Below are 19792 nucleotides of genomic sequence, written 5' to 3'. Positions count from 1 at the left end.
CTAGGGCATCGATCCAGACGAAGGCGTCAGCCGTGTCTGGAAAAATTGATGCAAAAACAAGAAGCGAGTGCAGAGGCGCATGAACGGAGTGAATGCGTCTCTTCACTAGTGCAGCTTCACGCGCGAGACCGTGCGCCGGGTCAGGGCGCGGGCCATCGCGTCGATCGTCGTCTTCACGCTGCCGTGCAGGGCGCGCTCGTGCATCTTGTAGAGCGAGCGGTACATCATCCGGGCGAACAGGCCGACGATCAGCATGTTCCGGCCCCGGATGAAGCCCATCAGGCTCCCGACCGTGGAGTAGTGGCCGAGGGAGACCAGCGAGCCGAAATCCCGGTACTTGAACGCGGTCAGCGGCTTGCCGGCGATCTTGGCCTCGATCTGCCCGATCAGGTGCGTCGCCTGCTGGTGCGCGGCCTGGGCGCGGGGCGGGATCGGACGGTCGGAGCCCGCCTCCACGAGGTAGGCGCAATCGCCCATCGCGAAGATGTCCGGGTCGCGGGTGGTCTGGAGGGTCGGGGTGACGACCAGCTGGTTGGTCCGGGTGGTCTCCAGGCCGCCGATCCCCTGCAGGAAGGGCGGGGCCTTCACGCCCGCCGCCCAGACGACGAGTTCCGACGGCAGGAACGTGCCGTCCGCCAGCGCGACGCCATCGGCCCGCACCTCGGTGACGCGCGCCTTCAGGCGCACGTCGACGCCGATCTTGCGCAGCATCTGCATCACCTCGGCCGAGAGCCGTTCCGGCACGGCCGGGAGGACCCGCTCGGCGGCCTCCACGAGGGTGATGCGGATGTCCTTGTCGGGGTCGATCTTGTCGAGGCCCGTGGCCACCACGTCGCGCAGGGTGCGGTGCAACTCGGCCGCGAGTTCGGTCCCCGTCGCGCCCGCGCCGATCACCGTCACGTGCAGCTGGCCGGGGCGCACCGGCCCGTCCTGGGTGTGAGCCCGCAGGCTCGCATTCACGAGGCGCTGGTGGAAGCGCACCGCCTGCTCCTGCGTGTCGAGGGCGATCGCGTGCTCGGCCACGCCGGGCGTGCCGAAATCGTTGGTGGTCGAGCCCACCGCGATCACCAGCGTGTCGTAGCCGACCTTGCGCTCGGGCGTGACCTGCCGTCCCTCGGCGTCGAAGCTCGGGGCCAGGGTGATCTGCTGCGCCGCCCGGTCGAGGCCGATCATCTGGCCGATCCGGTAGCGGAAATGGTGCTGGTGCGCGTGGTGGAGGTAATCCACCGCGTGATGGCCGACATCGAGGCTGCCGGCGGCGACCTCGTGCAGCAGCGGCTTCCAGATATGGGTGCGCGCCCGGTCGACCAGCGAGATCTCGGCCTTCCGCCGCTTCCCGAACCGGTTTCCGAGCTTGGTCACCAGTTGCAGGCCGGAGGCGCCGCCGCCCACCACGACGACTCGATGAGGAGTTGTCTCGCTTCCCACTGGGACCATGGATGCCTCAAGACTCTCGACGTTCTGATCTTCGCGCCGATGAAGGACCTGCATAGACCGACGCGTCCGTGCTTTGCCAGTTATTCCCGCACGGCGTCTTTCACGAAGACGCCGTGCCGCGTTGTCGCGTCAGTTCTGCGGCGCGCCGGGCTGGCGCAGGGGATGGGATTCGGCGAAGGCCGGAAGGGCGAGGCAGGTCTCGGCGATCCGCTTCACCGTGGGGTAGGGGCCCGTGTCGACGCCGAAGATGCCCGTGCCGACCCACAGGCTCACGAGGCAGAGGTCGGCGTGGCTCACCGCGTCGCCCTGGCAGAAGCGCCCGGTGCCCGGCTCCGAGGTCAGGCGCGTCTCCAGCGTCTTCAGCCCGGTCTCGAAGGTGTGGCGCACGAAGGTCATCATGCGCTCCTTCGGCAGCCCGTATTCCTCCATGAGGAAATTCCGCACGCGCGGCACGTAGAGCGGGTGGGTGTCGCAGGCGACGAGTTGCGCCAGGGAGCGGGCCCGCGCCCGTTCGCGGGGATCCGCCGGCAGCAGGCGCTCGCCGCCCTTCGCCTCTTCCAGATAATCGAGGATCGCCAGGGACTGCGTGAGGGGAGGGCCCTCGCCGTCGAACAGGGCGGGCACCGCGCCCTGCGGGTTGATGGCGCGGAACTCCGGCTTGTGCTGGTCGCCGGCATCGAGGTCGATGAACGTCTCCTCGTAGGCCAGCCCCTTGAGCTTCAGGGCGATTCGCACCCGGAAAGCGGCGGCGGACCGCCAGTTGCCGTACATGTGCATCGAAGCCGCTCCACCGGGTCAGAACCAAAAAAGGGGCGGGCGCCGCGATCGGCACCCGCCCCCTGTGTCGCGCGGGGAAGTCTCCCCGTCAAAGGTCCTAGAAGCCGCCGAACTTGTAGTTGAAGCCAGCGCGGACGATGTTGCCCTCGGTCTTGAAGCGCGAGAGGTACGACGGGGCGCCGGTGGCGACCGCGTTCACCACGACGTTCTGGGTGCCCAGGTCGTAGTGGATGTACTCGGCCTTGATGGTGATGGCGTCGTACTTGATGCCGAGGTAGCGGCCGATGGCGAAGGTGTTCAGGAAGCTGTCGGTCGGCAGGGCGAACTCGATGCCGCCGCCGTAGGCGTAGCCGGTCTTGAAGTCGTCGTAGCGGCCGGCGAACTGCAGGGCGCCGCCGGGGGTGTAGAAGTTCACGTCGTGGAAGACGTTGCCGTAGGCGAGACCGCCGGTGCCGTACACGAGGACGCGGTCGAAGGCGTAGCCGACGCGGCCGGTGAGGGTGCCGAGCCAGTCGAGGCTCTGGCGGTACTGGCTCGGGTTCGGCAGGACGCCGCCGGCGAGCGGGGCGCCGAGGATGAAGCGGTTCTTGGTGATGTCCGTCCAGTCGATGCTGTTCGCGATACCGACGACGATGCCCGAGCCCGGCGTGAACTGGTAGTTGTAGCCAGCGGTGCCGCCGATGTTGGCGATGCCGTCCTGCGAGGTCGTCACGGAGGCGGGCCGGCGGCCGGCGGCGACGTTGCCGGCGGTCACGGCGTTCAGGCCGCTGGTGTTGATGCGCTGGTTGTCGGTGAAGGTGTAGGCCGACTCGAGACCGGCGTAGAAGCCCGTCCAGGTGAAGACCGGAACCGGCGTGAAGACCGGCGGCGGCGCGGCGCGGCGCGGCAGGTCGGCGGCCGAGGCAGCGGTCGCCAGCAGGGCCGTCGCGGCGGTGGACAGGAGGACTTTCTTCATCATGGAGGCGAGACCCGGTGTTTCTCTAATTCGTGTCTGTGGCCAAGTTAATCGCGCGCTCCGGCGGTGCCTATGCCCTCAAAGACACAGTACTCGGTCAAAGCGGAGCAGTTGCGGTTGAGGGGCCCGGCGGCCGAATCCGCCTTGACAGGGGCACGGGGATTCGGCGTGGCCCTTGATCCCGGCCTGCCGACCCTCTAAGCGGTCGGCGCTTTTCGCCCCCGTGAAGCGTCGGGGCGGCCGAGCTGGAACCGGGGCGCCCGCGTTGCCCCCTCCGCAGGAACGGGAATCATGGGCAAGGAAAAGTTCTCTCGTACGAAGCCCCACTGCAACATCGGCACGATCGGGCACGTGGATCACGGCAAGACGTCGCTGACGGCGGCGATCACGAAGGTCCTGGCGGAGTCGGGCGGCGCGACGTTCACGGCCTACGATCAGATCGACAAGGCGCCCGAGGAGAAGGCGCGCGGGATCACGATCTCGACCGCGCACGTGGAGTACGAGACCTCGAACCGTCACTACGCGCACGTCGACTGCCCCGGCCACGCCGACTACGTGAAGAACATGATCACGGGCGCGGCGCAGATGGACGGCGCGATCCTGGTGGTGTCGGCGGCCGACGGCCCGATGCCGCAGACCCGCGAGCACATCCTGCTCGCCCGTCAGGTCGGCGTGCCGGCGCTGGTGGTGTTCCTGAACAAGGTCGACATGGTCGACGACGAGGAGCTGCTCGAGCTCGTCGAGCTCGAGGTGCGCGAGCTTCTGTCGAAGTACGACTTCCCCGGCGACGACATCCCGATCACCAAGGGCTCGGCCCTGATGGCGCTCGAGGACAAGGAACCGAAGATCGGCAAGGAAGCCGTCCTGAAGCTCATGGAGAGCGTGGACGCCTACATCCCGCAGCCGGAGCGCCCGATCGACCTGCCGTTCCTGATGCCGATCGAGGACGTGTTCTCGATCTCGGGCCGCGGCACGGTGGTGACGGGCCGCGTCGAGCGCGGGATCATCAAGGTCGGTGAGGAAGTCGAGATCGTCGGCATCCGCCCGACGACGAAGACGACCGTGACCGGCGTCGAGATGTTCCGCAAGCTGCTCGACCAGGGTCAGGCGGGCGACAACGTGGGCGTGCTTCTGCGTGGCACGAAGCGCGAGGACGTGGAGCGCGGCCAGGTCGTGTGCAAGCCGGGTTCGGTGAAGCCGCACTCGAAGTTCAAGGCCGAGGCGTACATCCTGACGAAGGAGGAGGGCGGCCGCCACACGCCGTTCTTCACGAACTACCGCCCGCAATTCTACTTCCGCACGACGGACGTGACGGGCGTGTGCACGCTGCCCGAGGGCACCGAGATGGTGATGCCGGGCGACAACGTGACCATGGACGTGGTGCTGATCGTGCCGGTGGCCATGGAAGAGAAGCTGCGCTTCGCCATCCGCGAGGGCGGCCGCACCGTCGGTGCCGGCGTCGTCGCCGCCATCAACGACTGATCGCCTCCGCAGCGATGACGGGAAAGGCCGGCCCCGCGCCGGCCTTTTCCTTTTTCGGCCTCCGGGAGGCGCGGCGGCCCTTGCATCCGCGATGCGGTTGCGGCATGGAGCCTTCGCGCCGCGCGAGCGGGGCACACAGGAGTGTAGCTCAACTGGTCAGAGCGCCGGTCTCCAAAACCGGAGGTTGCGGGTTCGAGTCCCTCCACTCCTGCCAGTCCGGTCCGCCAGCCGCTCCTCGGTCGACAAGTCGCCCGACTTGCGTTAGAGCGGCTCCGATCCGAGATCTGAAACGACCGTCGGTGCGGGCTGGAAAGGCCCTCGGCGCCGGCCGTTCGCGTTTTTGAACGCGGCCGTAAGGCACGAATCCGTCAACGAATCTGGCGCCATGGCATCGAACGAAGCGACGAAGAAGGTGGACCTCGCCCGCGGCACGAACCGTGGTCGCGATGTTGCGCCGCCGGCCCGTCAGACTCCGCCCGCCAAGGTGCCCCAGAAGCGCGTCGGCCCCGGCGAGTTCTTCTCGCAGGTGCGCGACGAGGGCCGCAAGGTCACGTGGCCGTCCCGCCGCGAGACCACGATCACCACGATGATGGTCTTCATCATGGTGGTGGTGACGAGCCTCTTCTTCACCGTGGTCGATCAGGCCATGCGCTTCATCGTCGGCCTGATCCTCGGGCTCTGAGGGATCCTTCCGGTCCCGGACTTCATCGGAGTTGAGCGAACGCCGTGTCCAAGCGCTGGTACATCGTCCACGCCTATTCGAATTTCGAGAACAAGGTCGCCCAGTCCATCAAGGACCAGGCCGCGCAGCGCGGCCTGACGGACCTGTTCGACGAGGTGATGGTCCCGACCGAGAAGGTCGTCGAGGTTCGTCGCGGCCGTAAGGTCGACGCCGAGCGCAAGTTCTTCCCCGGCTACGTGCTGGTGAAGTGCGACCTGACCGACGAGGTCTATCACCTCATCAAGAACACCCCGAAGGTCACGGGATTCCTCGGCGCCGACAAGTCGAAGCCGGTGCCGATCCCGGACGCCGAGGCCGAGCGCATCAAGGGTCAGGTCGCCGAAGGCGTCGACCGTCCCAAGCCCTCGATCTCCTTCGAGATCGGCGAGACCGTCCGCGTGGCGGACGGGCCGTTCGCGAGCTTCAACGGCACCGTCGAGGAAATCGACGATGCCCGCTCCCGCCTGAAGGTGGCCGTGTCGATCTTCGGCCGCGCCACCCCGGTGGAACTGGAATACGCCCAGGTCGAGAAGGCCTGAGCGTAACACCCGCGGGAGATCCGCCCGGCTTCGCCTCCGGGAGCTTCGGATCGCACCGCGACCTGCAACCGTCCGACCCGCCGCGCCTCGGCAGCGCGGGGGTGGATGAACATTGGGAGCAGTCCCTATGGCGAAGAAGATCACGGGCTACGTGAAGCTTCAGGTCCCGGCCGGCGCGGCCAACCCGTCGCCGCCGATCGGCCCCGCGCTCGGTCAGCGCGGCCTCAACATCATGGAATTCTGCAAGGCCTTCAATGCGAAGACCGCGCAGATGGAGAAGGGCACCCCGATCCCGGTGATCATCACCGCGTATCAGGACCGCTCCTTCACCTTCGAGATGAAGCAGCCCCCGGTCACCTTCTTCCTGAAGAAGGCGGTCGGCCTGAAGATCGGCAAGAAGCCGGCCTCCGGCTCCAAGACCCCGGGCAAGGGCCCGACGGTCGGCAAGATCACCGAGGCTCAGCTTCGCGAGATCGCCGAAAAGAAGATGCCCGACCTCAACTGTGATTCCGTCGAGGCGGCCGTTGCCATGATCCGGGGTTCCGCCCGGGCCATGGGCCTCGAAGTCACGGCCTGAGGAGGGACACATGGCACGCGAAGGAAAGCGCATCCGCGCCGCCCGCGAGGGCCTGGAGCCGACCAAGCTCTATTCGATCGCCGATGCGGTCAAGCTCGTGAAGGAGCGGGCGACCGCGAAGTTCGACGAGACCGTCGAGGTCTCCATGAACCTCGGCGTCGATCCGCGCCATGCCGACCAGATGGTCCGCGGCGTCTGCAACCTGCCGAACGGTTCCGGCCGGACGGTGCGTGTGGCGGTGTTCGCCCGTGGCGCCAAGGCGGATGACGCCAAGGCGGCGGGTGCCGACATCGTCGGCGCCGAGGATCTCCTCGAGATCGTCCAGGGCGGCAAGATCGACTTCGACCGCTGCATCGCGACCCCGGACATGATGCCGCTCGTCGGCCGTCTCGGTAAGGTGCTGGGCCCGCGCGGCCTGATGCCGAACCCGAAGGTCGGCACCGTCACCATGGACGTGAAGGGCGCCGTGGCCGCCGCCAAGGGCGGCGCCGTGGAGTTCCGCGTCGAGAAGGCCGGCATCATCCATGCCGGCGTCGGCAAGGCCTCGTTCGACGCCGACAAGCTCGTCGAGAACATCAAGGCGTTCGCCGATGCGGTCGCCAAGGCCAAGCCGGCGGGGGCCAAGGGCACCTACGTCCAGCGCATCGCCGTCACCTCGACGATGGGCCCGGGCGTGAAGGTCGAGCCGAACACGGTTCTGACCGCCTGATCGGTCATAAACCTGCGACCTAGCGAAGCGCCCGGCCGGCAACGGCCGGGCGTTTCGCGTTTCTAGCCCAGGTCGACGTTCGCAATCGCACCATTCCTGGTCGTAGAGGGGGCGCCGGCACGATTAGCTGTGCTAGATAGGCGCCCATGCGTAGCACCGTCTCCGTCACCTCCCGTCGACGCATCCTGTGCGTCTTCCCCGCCTACACGCCGTCCTTCGGCACGTTCTCCCACGCCTACCCATTAATGGGCGGCGTGAAGGCGTTCATGCCGCCCCAGGGGCTCCTCGTCATCGCGGCCTACATGCCCGAGACCTGGGAGTGCCGGTTCATCGATGAGAACATCAAGCGCGCCACCGCGGCGGATTTCGCCTGGGCGGACGCGGTGTTCGTGTCGGGCATGCACATTCAGGAAGGGCAGATCCACGATATCTGCGAGCGCGCCCACGCGGCCGGCAAGCTCGCGGCGCTCGGCGGCCCCTCCGTCTCCGGCGCGCCGGAGAAGTATCCGGATTTCGATTGCCTCCATATCGGCGAGATCGGCGACGCCACCGACCGGCTGATCGTCCGCCTCGACGAGAGCGTCGACCGTCCGGCCGCGCAGGAGACCTACGAGACCGGCGAGCGTCTGGCGCTCGCCGACTTTCCGACGCCGGCCTACGAGGCCGTGCCGCTCAAGCGCTACCTGATCGGTTCGCTGCAATTCTCCTCGGGCTGCCCCTACCGCTGCGAGTTCTGCGACATTCCGCAGCTCTACGGCCGCCAGCCCCGGCTGAAGGGCCCCGAGCAGCTCTGTTCCGAGCTCGATGCCATCATCAGCCAGCCCGGCCACCCGGCGGTGGTCTACTTCGTGGACGACAACTTCATCGGCAACCGCAAGGCGACGCGCGAGATGCTGCCGGTGCTGGTGGAGTGGCAGAAGCGGAACAACTACCCGCTCCAGTTCGCCTGCGAAGCGACCCTCAACATGGCCAAGCAGCCCGAGATCCTCGAGCTGATGCGTCAGGCGAACTTCATGACCGTCTTCGTCGGCATCGAGACGCCGGAGGCGGAGGCGCTGAAGGGGATCGACAAGACACACAACGCCGCCGTGCCCATGTACGAGGCCATCGAGACGCTCAACTCCTACGGGCTTGAGGTGACGTCGGGCATCATCCTCGGCCTCGATTCGGATAGCGACAAGTCCGAGCAGAACCTGATCGACTTCATCGACCGCTCCGCGATTCCGGTGCTGACGATCAACCTGCTCCAGGCCCTGCCGAAGACGCCCCTCTGGGACCGGCTGGAGAGGGAAGGGCGCCTCATCCACGATGCGGCGCTGGAATCCAACGTGCTGTTCAAGCGCCCGCACGACACGGTGGTGGCGAGCTGGCGCCGGGCCATCGCCCACGCCTACGAGCCCGAGAAGATCTTCGAGCGGTTTAAGCACCAGTGCGAGACGACCTACCCGCACCGGATCACCACGCCGACGGCGGGCAAACTCACCTTCACCAACCTGCGGCGCGGGCTGATCCTCGGCTTCAACATCATCACGCGTGTCGGCCTGTTCTCCGACTATCGCGGGCCATTCTGGCGGGCGGCGGCCTTCGCCCTGAAGCGCGGGCAGATCGAGGCGGTGTTCAACATGGGCTTCGTGGCCCACCACCTGATCCGCTTCACCCGCGAGGCCCTGCGCGGCGAGCACAACGCCTCGTTCTACGCGGCCAAGGCCGCCGAGGCGAAAGAGGCGCAGGAGCGGACATGGTGGGAGAACGCCCGTCGGCGATTCGTGCCGGAGCGCGAGGCGGCTTAGGTCGCCTCCACCTCGGGTTTTATCCTGCCGCAGAAAGACCAGTGTAAGACGTGTGGATAAGCCATCGGGGCGAAGGAAACTTTGCCTCGATGCGAAAAGCTGGCCCCAGATGGGGCAGAGACGTGACAGCCTAAGACTCCGATCCTAAGCTTGGTCGGTCAGTCGATCATCCTCCGATGCGACGGCTTCGGGCATGGAAGCCTGTGGCGGAGCTAGCCGGCCGCCGCCAGAGAGCAGGCTCGTCGGAGGAGGTGAGGACGTTGATCGTGTTTCCGCTGATGGTGAGCATCACCATCGCGAAAACGCGAGATGGGTGGCGGTTCGCCATCCATCTCGCCATGATGATCTAGTCGGATCGTCTGATAAGAGGGCCCACGGGCTTGCCCCCCGTGGGCCCTCACCGAGGAAGATATCCCCGAGACGCAAAAAAGCAAAGCCAGCGGGATCGCGCCTGCCCGCTGCGCGAGCCGGTGCATGGCAGCCATTCCGGGCTTTGCCCCTTGCCTGCGGCGGAAAAGTCGCGTTGCGGGCCTTGGCAGGCGGCTTGCTAGGTTCTATACACCGCGCCTCACGCTATTTACGTCATTGAGGGAGACGGCCGATAGGCCGGCTTCCGTTTGAAATGTCGTCCGGGCAACCGGACGTCACTGGCCGGCGGGATCCAAAGGGCGACGAGCCCGGTGGAGCTCAGTCCGGCCGTGTCCTGTCCGAGACTGCAGGCGCCGGTTTGCTGGCTTAATCCCCCAGCCTGCACAGACGGGGATGACCGACGTTTTACGACAGCCGCACCAGGGCTTCGGTACTGGGGGGGCAATCGGTTTGAACCAACTCACCCGCAGGGTCCCGTTCAGGGGTTCGTCGGGGACAGGGCCGCGAAGCGTCGTTCGGACGTTCACGGTCTTTCGCGAGGCCGAGCACGTCCGGGCGGCATGTGCAACCGGCGGAGCCAATCCAGGTTCCGCCAACCGGAGAGAGCCCAGTGGACAGGACAGCAAAGGCTGATCTCGTCTCGACGCTCAACGGCGTGTTCAGTCAGAGCGCCGTCGTCGTCGTGGCCCACTACAAGGGCCTCACGGTCGCCGACATGCAGAAGCTGCGTTCGCAGATGAAGCAGGCCGGCGCCACCGTGAAGGTCGCCAAGAACAGCCTCGCCGGCATCGCTCTGGAAGGCACGGACGTCGCCTCCATCAAGCCGCTCCTGAAGGGCCCGACCCTGCTCGCCTATTCGGGCGATCCGGTCGCCGCCGCGAAGGTCGCGGTCGACTTCGCCAAGACCAACGACAAGCTCGTGATCCTTGGCGGGGCGATGGGCACGACCTCCCTGAACCCCGATGGTGTGAAGGCGCTCGCCTCGCTCCCGTCGCTCGACGAACTGCGCGCCAAGCTCGTGGGCCTCATCCAGGCTCCCGCGACCAAGATCGCTCAGCTCAGCACCGCGCCGGCGGCCAAGCTCGCCCGCGTGTTCGGGGCTTATGCCAAGAAGGACGAGGCCGCCTGAGGCCCCTTCAAAATCAACCCGTTCGAACCGATATCCTGAAAGGAATACGACATGGCTGATCTCGCCAAGATCGTCGACGACCTGTCCGCCCTGACCGTGCTCGAGGCTGCCGAGCTCGCCAAGATGCTCGAAGAGAAGTGGGGCGTCTCGGCCGCTGCCGCCGTCGCCGTGGCCGCTGGCCCGGCCGCCGGTGGTGCTGCCGCTGCCGTCGAGGAGCAGACCGAGTTCACGGTCGTTCTCGCCGCCGCTGGCGACAAGAAGATCGAGGTCATCAAGGAGGTCCGCGCGATCACCGGTCTCGGCCTCAAGGAAGCCAAGGACCTGGTCGAGGGCGCCCCGAAGCCGGTCAAGGAAGGCGTGTCCAAGGACGACGCCGCCAAGCTCAAGGCCCAGCTCGAGAAGGCTGGCGCCAAGGTCGAGCTCAAGTAAGACGGCGATGGGCCGGCCACGGCCCATCACTCCCCGGCGGTCCGCACAGGGCTGACCGGGACCGGAGCCCGCGGGTGCGAACGCCCGCGGGCTTAAGGTCGCTTCGGGCGACCGGTGGCCCCTGAAACGGGGCCGGCGGAATTCGGGACGGGTGGCGTGGTCCGGCGGGGCGCGCGTCACAGCCACGGTGCGGGAGCCCAGAGCTTCCCCGGGCAACGGGCACGCGGAATGGAGCGAGGTCACATGGCCAACACGCTGGTCGGTCGCAAGCGCATTCGGAAGTTCTTCGGCAAGATCAAGGAAGTGGCGCAGATGCCGAACCTCATTGAGGTTCAGAAGGCGTCCTACGACCAGTTCCTGATGGTCGACGAGCCGGAAGGCGGCCGCGCCGACGAAGGCCTGCAGAGCGTGTTCAAGTCGGTCTTCCCGATTTCGGACTTCGCCGCGACGGCCCTCCTCGAGTTCGTGCGCTACACGTTCGAGCCCCCGAAGTACGACGTGGACGAGTGCCGCCAGCGCGGCATCACCTTCGCGGCCCCGCTGAAGGTGACGCTCCGCCTCATCGTGTTCGATGTCGATCCGGACACGCAGGCCAAGTCCGTGAAGGACATCAAGGAGCAGGACGTCTACATGGGCGACATGCCCCTGATGACGGAGAACGGCACCTTCATCGTCAACGGCACCGAGCGCGTCATCGTCTCCCAGATGCACCGTTCGCCGGGCGTGTTCTTCGACCACGACAAGGGCAAGACCCATTCCTCGGGCAAGCTCCTGTTCGCCGCGCGCATCATCCCCTACCGGGGCTCGTGGCTCGACGTGGAGTTCGACGCCAAGGACATCGTGCATGTCCGCATCGACCGGAAGCGCAAGCTGCCGGTGACGTCGCTGCTCTACGCGCTGGGCCTCGACGGCGAGGAGATCCTGTCGACCTTCTACAACCGCGTGGTCTACGACCGTGACGGCGCCGACTGGCGCGTGCCGTTCGATGCCGAGCGCATGAAGGGCATCAAGACCACCTCCGACCTGATCGACGCCGAGTCCGGCGAGGTCGTGCTGGAGGCGGGCAAGAAGCTCAACGCCCGCAACGCCCGCCAGATCACCGAGAAGGGCGTGAGGTTCCTCAAGGCGACCGACGAGGATCTCGTCAGCCAGTACATCGCCGAGGACCTCGTCAACATGCAGACGGGTGAGATCTGGGCCGAAGCCGGCGAGGAGATCACCGAGAAGCTGCTGAAGTCCCTGGACGACGTCGGTGTCACCGAATTGCCGGTGCTCGACATCGACCACGTCAACATCGGCCCGTACATCCGCAACACCCTCGCGGTGGACAAGAACTCGGCCCGCGAGGGTGCGCTGTTCGACATCTACCGGGTGATGCGCCCGGGCGAGCCGCCGACGCTGGACACCGCCGAGGCGATGTTCCACTCGCTGTTCTTCGATTCCGAGCGCTACGACCTCTCGGCGGTCGGCCGCGTGAAGATGAACATGCGTCTCGACCTCGACGCCGCCGACACGGTGCGCACCCTCCGCAAGGAGGACATGCTCGCGGTCGTCAAGGCGCTCGTGGAGTTGCGCGACGGCAAGGGCGAGATCGACGACATCGACCACCTCGGCAACCGCCGGGTGCGCTCGGTCGGCGAGCTCATGGAGAACCAGTACCGGCTGGGCCTGCTCCGCATGGAGCGCGCCATCCGCGAGCGCATGAGCCAGGTCGATATCGACACGGTCATGCCGCAGGACCTCATCAACGCGAAGCCGGCTGCGGCGGCGGTGCGTGAGTTCTTCGGCTCGTCGCAGCTGTCGCAGTTCATGGACCAGACCAACCCGCTCTCCGAGGTGACGCACAAGCGGCGTCTCTCGGCGCTCGGCCCGGGCGGTCTGACCCGCGAGCGCGCCGGCTTCGAGGTGCGCGACGTGCACCCGACCCATTACGGCCGCATCTGCCCGATCGAGACGCCGGAAGGCCCGAACATCGGCCTGATCAACTCGCTGGCGACCTTCGCCCGCGTGAACAAGTACGGCTTCATCGAGACCCCGTTCCGCCGCGTGCGCGACGGCGTGGTGACGGACGAGGTCGCCTACCTCTCGGCCATGGAGGAGGCGAAGTACTACGTCGCCCAGGCCAACGCGCAGATGGACGAGGCCCGCAAGCTCACGGAAGACCTCGTGGTCTGCCGCCGGGCGGGTGAAGTCATCGTCGTCGGCCCCGAGCGCGTCGACCTCATGGACGTGTCGCCGAAGCAGCTCGTGTCGGTTGCGGCGGCGCTCATCCCGTTCCTCGAGAACGACGACGCCAACCGCGCCCTCATGGGCTCGAACATGCAGCGCCAGGCGGTGCCCCTCGTCCGCGCCGACGCCCCGTTCGTGGGCACCGGCATGGAGGCGGTGGTCGCCCGGGATTCCGGCGCGGCCATCGCCGCCCGGCGCGCGGGCATCGTCGATCAGGTGGACGCCACCCGTATCGTCATCCGCGCCACGGAAGAGGCCGACGCCAACAAGCCGGGCGTCGACATCTACCGTCTTCAGAAGTTCCAGCGCTCCAACCAGTCGACCTGCATCACGCAGAAGCCGCTGGTCCGCGTCGGCGAGTTCGTGAAGAAGGGCGAGATCATCGCCGACGGTCCCTCGACCGAGTTCGGTGAGCTGGCGCTCGGCCGGAACGTGCTCGTCGCGTTCATGCCGTGGAACGGCTACAACTTCGAGGATTCGATCCTGCTCTCCGAGCGGATCGTGAAGGATGACGTGTTCACCTCGATCCACATCGAGGAGTTCGAGGTGATGGCCCGCGACACCAAGCTGGGTCCGGAGGAAATCACCCGCGACATCCCGAACGTCTCCGAAGAGGCGCTCAAGAACCTGGACGAGGCCGGCATCGTCTACATCGGTGCCGAGGTCCATGCCGGCGACATCCTCGTCGGCAAGATCACGCCGAAGGGCGAGAGCCCGATGACGCCGGAGGAAAAGCTCCTCCGCGCCATCTTCGGCGAGAAGGCCTCCGACGTGCGCGACACGTCCCTGCGGGTGCCCCCGGGCGTCACCGGCACCATCGTCGAGGTGCGGGTGTTCAACCGGCACGGCGTCGACAAGGACGAGCGCGCCCAGGCGATCGAGCGCGAGGAGATCGAGCGTCTCGCGAAGGACCGCGACGACGAGCAGGCGATCCTGGACCGCAACACCTACGCCCGTCTCGCGGATGTGCTGATCGGTCAGGCGCCGGTGGCCGGGCCGAAGGGCTTCAAGAAGGACACCACGCTCACCCGCGAGCTGATCAACGACTACCCCCGCTCGCAATGGTGGCAGTTCGCCGTCATCGACGACCGTCTCATGACCGAGATGGAAGCGATGCAGAAGCAGTACGACGAGTCGAAGAAGCGCCTCGAGCAGCGCTTCCTCGACAAGGTCGAGAAGCTGCAGCGCGGCGACGAGCTTCCGCCCGGCGTCATGAAGATGGTCAAGGTCTTCGTGGCGGTGAAGCGCAAGATCCAGCCGGGCGACAAGATGGCCGGCCGTCACGGCAACAAGGGTGTCGTGTCGCGGATCGTGCCGATCGAGGACATGCCGTTCCTTGAGGACGGGACGCACGCCGACATCGTGCTCAACCCGCTCGGCGTGCCGAGCCGCATGAACGTCGGTCAGATCCTCGAGACGCACCTGGGCTGGGCCGCTGCGGGCTTGGGTCGCAAGGTCGCGAAGGCGGTCGATGCCTATCTCAAGAACCAGGACATCACCCCCCTGAAGGAGGAGATGCAGTCCATCTACTCGCCTTCGGAGCTCGAAGGCCTGTCCGACGAGGATCTGCTGGAGGCGGGCAACAACGTCCGTCGCGGCGTGCCGATGGCCACTCCGGTGTTCAACGGCGCCAAGGAGGCGGATATCGAGCAGATGCTGGAGATGGCCGGGCTGGACCGCTCGGCGCAGTCGACGCTCTACGACGGGCGCACCGGCGAGCCCTTCGACCGCAAGGTCACGATGGGCTACATCTACATGCTGAAGCTCCACCACCTCGTGGACGACAAGATCCACGCCCGGTCGATCGGCCCGTACTCCCTCGTCACCCAGCAGCCGCTGGGCGGCAAGGCGCAGTTCGGCGGTCAGCGCTTCGGCGAGATGGAGGTCTGGGCGCTGGAGGCTTACGGCGCCGCCTACACCCTGCAGGAGATGCTCACCGTGAAGTCGGACGACGTGGCCGGCCGCACCAAGGTCTACGAGGCCATCGTGCGCGGCGACGACACGTTCGAGGCGGGTATCCCCGAGTCGTTCAACGTGCTCGTCAAGGAGATGCGCTCGCTCGGCCTCAACGTCGAGCTGACGTCCTCCAAGAAGGCGGCGAACGACCAGCTGGAGCCGCCCGCCGACGCGGCCGAGTAAGACGTCGAAAAAACCTCCCGTGGCGGCGTCCGCGCCGCCACGGTCGAGCGGGGAGGGGAAGAGCCTCCGGCACGACGGCGAGCCGAACCCTCCGGGGTCACGGCGCCGGCCCTTTTTTTGAAGACGCTGCGGCCCGGCGCGGGGCTGGCGGCGTCGAGCCGAGGAGCGGATCATGAACCAAGAGGTCATGAACCTTTTCAACCAGCAGCCGCAGCCGGTGAACTTCGACCAGATCAAGATCTCGATCTCGTCGCCGGAGAAGATCCTCTCTTGGTCCTACGGGGAGATCAAGAAGCCCGAGACCATCAACTACCGGACATTCAAGCCCGAGCGCGACGGCCTGTTCTGCGCGCGCATCTTCGGGCCGATCAAGGACTACGAGTGCTTGTGCGGCAAGTACAAGCGCATGAAGTACAAGGGCGTCATCTGTGAGAAGTGCGGCGTCGAGGTGACGCTGGCGCGCGTCCGGCGCGACCGCATGGGCCACATCGAGCTGGCCGCCCCCGTCGCGCATATCTGGTTCCTGAAGTCGCTGCCCTCGCGCATCGGCCTCCTGCTCGACATGGCCCTCAAGGACCTCGAGCGGATCCTGTACTTCGAATCGTACTGCGTCATCGAGCCGGGCCTCACCCCCCTGAAGGAGCGTCAGCTCCTGACGGAGGAGGAGTACCTGCGCGCCCAGGAGGAGTACGGCGAGGACAGCTTCACCGCCATGATCGGCGCCGAGGCCATCCGCCGGATCCTGCAGGAACTCGACCTCGACAGAATCGCCAACGACCTCCGTGAGGAGATCGCGGTCACGACCTCCGAGCTGAAGCCGAAGAAGCTTCTGAAGCGCCTCAAGATCATCGAGGCGTTCCAGATGTCCGGCAATAAGCCGGAGTGGATGATCCTGACGGTGATCCCCGTGATCCCGCCGGACCTGCGCCCGCTGGTCCCGCTGGATGGCGGCCGCTTCGCCACGTCCGACCTCAACGACCTGTATCGCCGCGTCATCAACCGCAACAACCGCCTGAAGCGGCTGATCGAGCTGCGCGCGCCGGACATCATCATCCGCAACGAGAAGCGGATGCTGCAGGAGGCCGTGGACGCCCTGTTCGACAACGGCCGTCGCGGCCGCGTCATCACGGGCGCCAACAAGCGTCCGCTGAAGTCGCTCGCCGACATGCTGAAGGGCAAGCAGGGCCGCTTCCGCCAGAACCTGCTCGGCAAGCGCGTCGACTACTCGGGCCGTTCGGTCATCGTGGTCGGCCCGGAGCTGAAGCTGCACCAGTGCGGCCTGCCGAAGAAGATGGCTCTGGAGCTGTTCAAGCCGTTCATCTACGCGCGCCTCGACGCCAAGGGTTTCTCGGCCACTGTCAAGCAGGCCAAGAAGCTCGTGGAGAAGGAGAAGCCGGAGGTTTGGGACATCCTCGATGAGGTGATCCGCGAGCACCCGGTGATGCTGAACCGCGCGCCGACGCTGCACCGCCTCGGCATCCAGGCCTTCGAGCCGAAGCTGATCGAGGGCAAGGCGATCCAGCTGCACCCGCTGGTCTGCGCCGCGTTCAACGCCGACTTCGACGGCGACCAGATGGCCGTGCACGTCCCGCTGTCGCTCGAGGCGCAGCTGGAAGCGCGCGTCCTCATGATGTCGACCAACAACATCCTGCATCCGGCCAACGGCCAGCCGATCATCGTGCCCTCGCAGGACATCGTGCTCGGCCTCTACTACCTGTCGATCGTGGGCGAGGGCCTTCCGGGCGCCTTCGACGGCACCAACAAGCTGAACCCGATGCAGGGCGTCTACGGCAACCTCGGCGAGCTGGAGCACGCCCTGGCCGCCGGCGTCGTGAAGCTGCACTCGAAGATCAAGTGGCGCTGGAAGGGCATCGGCCCGGATGGCGAGCCGCTGACCAAGACCTACGAGACCACCCCCGGCCGCGTGATCCTGTCGGGCGCGCTGCCCCTGCACCGGAAGGTGCCCTTCGACGTCGTCAACAAGCTGATGACCAAGAAGGAAATCTCGGCGATGATCGACACCGTCTACCGCCACTGCGGTCAGAAGGAGTCGGTGATCTTCTGTGACCGCATCATGGGCCTGGGCTTCACCCACGCCTTCAAGGCGGGCATCTCCTTCGGCAAGGACGACATGGTCGTGCCGGAGAACAAGTGGGAGATCGTCGAGGGCACCCGCACGCTCGTGAAGGATTACGAGCAGCAGTACAACGACGGCCTCATCACCCAGGGTGAGAAGTACAACAAGGTCGTCGATGCCTGGGCGAAGTGCTCGGACAAGCTCGCCCAGGAGATGATGGGCCGGATCTCGTCCGTCCAGAAGGACGAGACGGGCGCCGACAAGCAGGTCAACTCGATCTACATGATGTCCCACTCGGGCGCCCGTGGGTCGCCCGCGCAGATGAAGCAGCTCGCGGCGATGCGCGGCCTCATGGCCAAGCCGTCGGGCGAGATCATCGAGACGCCGATCATCTCGAACTTCAAGGAAGGTCTGGACGTGCTGGAGTACTTCAACTCCACGCACGGTGCCCGTAAGGGCCTCGCCGACACCGCCCTGAAGACCGCCAACTCCGGCTACTTGACCCGCCGCCTCGTCGACGTGGCGCAGGATGCGGTGATCCGCGAGGTGGATTGCGGCACGACCAACGGCATCAAGATGCGCGCCATCGTCGATGCCGGCCAGGTGGTCGCGACGCTGGCCACCCGCATCCTCGGCCGTGCGGCCGCGGAGGATCTGGTCGCGCAGGACGGCACGGTCATCGTGAAGACCGGCGAGACCATCGAGGAGCGGCACCTGCCGGCGATCAACGCCGCCGGCATCCAGGAGGTGAAGATCCGCTCCGTGCTGGTCTGCGCCACCCGCAGCGGCGTCTGCGCCACCTGCTACGGGCGCGACCTCGCCCGCGGCACGCCCGTCAACATGGGTGAGGCCGTCGGCGTCATCGCGGCGCAGTCCATCGGCGAGCCGGGCACGCAGCTCACGATGCGTACCTTCCACATCGGCGGCGCCGCCCAGATCGCCGACTCGTCCTTCATCGAGTCGAGCTTCGAGGGCACGATCAAGATCCGCAACCGGGCTCTCGCGAAGAACTCGGACGGCGATCTGGTCGCGACCGGCCGCAACGTGGCGGTGGTCATCGTCGGCGCGGACGGGGTCGAGCGGGCGGTCCACCGCCTGCAATACGGCGCCCGTGTCCGCGTGGACGAGGGCGACAAGATCAAGCGTGGCCAGCGCATCGCCGAGTGGGACCCCTACACCCGTCCGATCCTCACCGAGGTCGATGGGATCGTGGCCTACGAGGACCTCTACGACGGCCAGTCGATGACCGAGACGACCGACGAGTCGACGGGTATCGCCAAGCGCGTCGTGGTGGATTGGCGCGGGTCCGCCCGGACCTCCGACCTGAAGCCCTCGATGGTCGTGGTCGACAAGGACGGCAAGGCCGTGAAGCTGCCGCGCGGCGCGGATGCCCGCTACGCGCTGCCGGTCGATGCCATCATCGGCTACGATCCGGGAGCCAAGGTGAAGGCCGGCGACATCCTCGCCCGCGTCTCCACCGACTCGGCCAAGACCCGCGACATCACCGGCGGTCTGCCGCGGGTGGCGGAGCTGTTCGAGGCCCGGCGCCCGAAGGACGCGGCGATCATCGCCGAGAAGTCCGGCACCATCGCGTTCGGCCGCGACTACAAGAACAAGCGTCGGCTCACGCTGACGCCGCATGACGGCTCGGAGGCGGTCGAGTACCTGATCCCGAAGGGCAAGCACATCCACCTGCAGGACGGGGACGTGGTCGAACTCGGCGATTACATCGTCGACGGAAACCCGGCTCCGCACGACATCCTGGCGATCAAGGGCGTGGAGGAGCTTGCCGCTTACCTCGTCAACGAGATCCAGGAGGTTTACCGGCTGCAGGGCGTGTCGATCAACGACAAGCACATCGAGGTGATCGTCCGTCAGATGCTGCAGAAGGTCGAAGTGACCGATGGCGGCGACTCGGACATCCTCTCGGGCGACCAGATCGACCGCACGGAACTCGCCGAGTTCAACGAGAAGCTGATTGCCGACGGCAAGAAGCCGATCCAGGGCGTGCCGGTTCTGCTCGGCATCACCAAGGCGTCGCTGCAGACGAAGTCGTTCATCTCGGCGGCCTCGTTCCAGGAGACCACCCGGGTGCTCACCGAAGCCGCCGTCAACGGCAAGGTCGACACCCTGGAGGGGCTGAAGGAGAACGTCATCGTCGGCTCGCTCATCCCGGCCGGCACCGGTTCGCTCGTCGCCGACATCCGTTCGGTGGCCCGTCGCCGGGACAACCTCATCCTGCAGCAGCGCCAGACGGAGAGCGGCATCGATCCGGTCGAGGGCCTTCCGCCCGCCGCCGAGTGATCGATCCACCCTTGCGAGACCCGAAGGGGGCGGCCGAAAGGCCGCCCCTTTTTCGTATCCGCGCCGGTCGCCCCGCCCGTTAACCACCGGTCAACCATCCCGCCCGATAAATTTCGTGAGGGCCACTTG

At 66.6% G+C, this 19792-nt stretch carries 13 protein-coding genes and 1 tRNA gene; 11 read left to right on the top strand and 3 right to left on the bottom strand.

The features are described from left to right. Positions 1-105: 105 nt before the first annotated feature. The 3 genes from ACXJ1Y_RS14350 to ACXJ1Y_RS14340 all read right to left on the bottom strand — a co-directional run bounded on the left by ACXJ1Y_RS14350 (position 106) and on the right by ACXJ1Y_RS14340 (position 3172). Positions 106-1437: an NAD(P)/FAD-dependent oxidoreductase gene (locus tag ACXJ1Y_RS14350; protein ID WP_463846880.1), complete on the bottom strand. Its 1332-nt coding sequence runs from the start codon at positions 1435-1437 to the stop codon at positions 106-108. Between the two features lie 129 nt (positions 1438-1566). Further along, entirely contained in the window at positions 1567-2214 is a 648-nt protein-coding gene (gene maiA / locus ACXJ1Y_RS14345; RefSeq protein WP_463846879.1) for a maleylacetoacetate isomerase, read from the bottom strand. A gap of 97 nt (positions 2215-2311) precedes the next feature. Next, positions 2312-3172, bottom strand: a complete 861-nt coding sequence (locus ACXJ1Y_RS14340) for an outer membrane protein (protein ID WP_463846878.1) — start codon at positions 3170-3172, stop codon at positions 2312-2314. 288 nt (positions 3173-3460) lie between these two features. On the opposite strand from ACXJ1Y_RS14340, the gene tuf reads away from it, so the two are divergent. From tuf to rpoC, 11 genes are all read left to right on the top strand, one after another. After that, entirely contained in the window at positions 3461-4651 is a 1191-nt protein-coding gene (tuf, locus tag ACXJ1Y_RS14335; protein ID WP_463846877.1) for an elongation factor Tu, read from the top strand. Positions 4652-4788: 137 nt separating this feature from the next. Continuing rightward, positions 4789-4865, top strand: a tRNA-Trp gene (locus ACXJ1Y_RS14330). Positions 4866-5036: 171 nt separating this feature from the next. Further along, positions 5037-5333, top strand: coding sequence for a preprotein translocase subunit SecE (gene secE / locus ACXJ1Y_RS14325; protein ID WP_243952353.1), 297 nt, complete (start codon positions 5037-5039; stop codon positions 5331-5333). Positions 5334-5377: 44 nt separating this feature from the next. Continuing rightward, on the top strand, positions 5378-5911 hold the full coding sequence (gene nusG / locus ACXJ1Y_RS14320) for a transcription termination/antitermination protein NusG (protein WP_238248993.1): 534 nt from the start codon (positions 5378-5380) through the stop codon (positions 5909-5911). A 127-nt stretch (positions 5912-6038) separates the two neighbouring features. After that, positions 6039-6488 carry a 50S ribosomal protein L11 gene (gene rplK, locus ACXJ1Y_RS14315; protein ID WP_238248985.1) on the top strand — a complete coding sequence of 150 codons (450 nt, stop codon included), beginning with the start codon at positions 6039-6041 and terminating at the stop codon, positions 6486-6488. 10 nt (positions 6489-6498) lie between these two features. Further along, entirely contained in the window at positions 6499-7197 is a 699-nt protein-coding gene (gene rplA / locus ACXJ1Y_RS14310) for a 50S ribosomal protein L1 (RefSeq protein ID WP_342166721.1), read from the top strand. Between the two features lie 146 nt (positions 7198-7343). After that, entirely contained in the window at positions 7344-8987 is a 1644-nt protein-coding gene (locus ACXJ1Y_RS14305; protein ID WP_463846876.1) for a B12-binding domain-containing radical SAM protein, read from the top strand. Positions 8988-9966: 979 nt separating this feature from the next. Further along, the gene (rplJ, locus tag ACXJ1Y_RS14300; protein ID WP_463846875.1) at positions 9967-10485 is read left to right on the top strand and encodes a 50S ribosomal protein L10; all 519 of its coding nucleotides are present in this window, start codon (positions 9967-9969) and stop codon (positions 10483-10485) included. A gap of 51 nt (positions 10486-10536) precedes the next feature. Beyond that, positions 10537-10914 (top strand): 50S ribosomal protein L7/L12, encoded by a 378-nt coding sequence (gene rplL, locus ACXJ1Y_RS14295; protein ID WP_463846874.1) that lies wholly within the window; start codon positions 10537-10539, stop codon positions 10912-10914. Positions 10915-11157: 243 nt separating this feature from the next. Further along, a complete protein-coding gene (gene rpoB, locus ACXJ1Y_RS14290; RefSeq protein WP_463846873.1) occupies positions 11158-15282 on the top strand; it encodes a DNA-directed RNA polymerase subunit beta in 4125 nt (1374 codons plus the stop codon). Between the two features lie 172 nt (positions 15283-15454). Continuing rightward, positions 15455-19663: a DNA-directed RNA polymerase subunit beta' gene (gene rpoC, locus ACXJ1Y_RS14285; protein ID WP_463846872.1), complete on the top strand. Its 4209-nt coding sequence runs from the start codon at positions 15455-15457 to the stop codon at positions 19661-19663. Positions 19664-19792 lie beyond the last annotated feature (129 nt).

The sequence above is a fragment of the Methylobacterium sp. TK26 genome, assembly GCF_055361565.1.
This window is presented reverse-complemented; position numbering and strand designations above follow the sequence as displayed.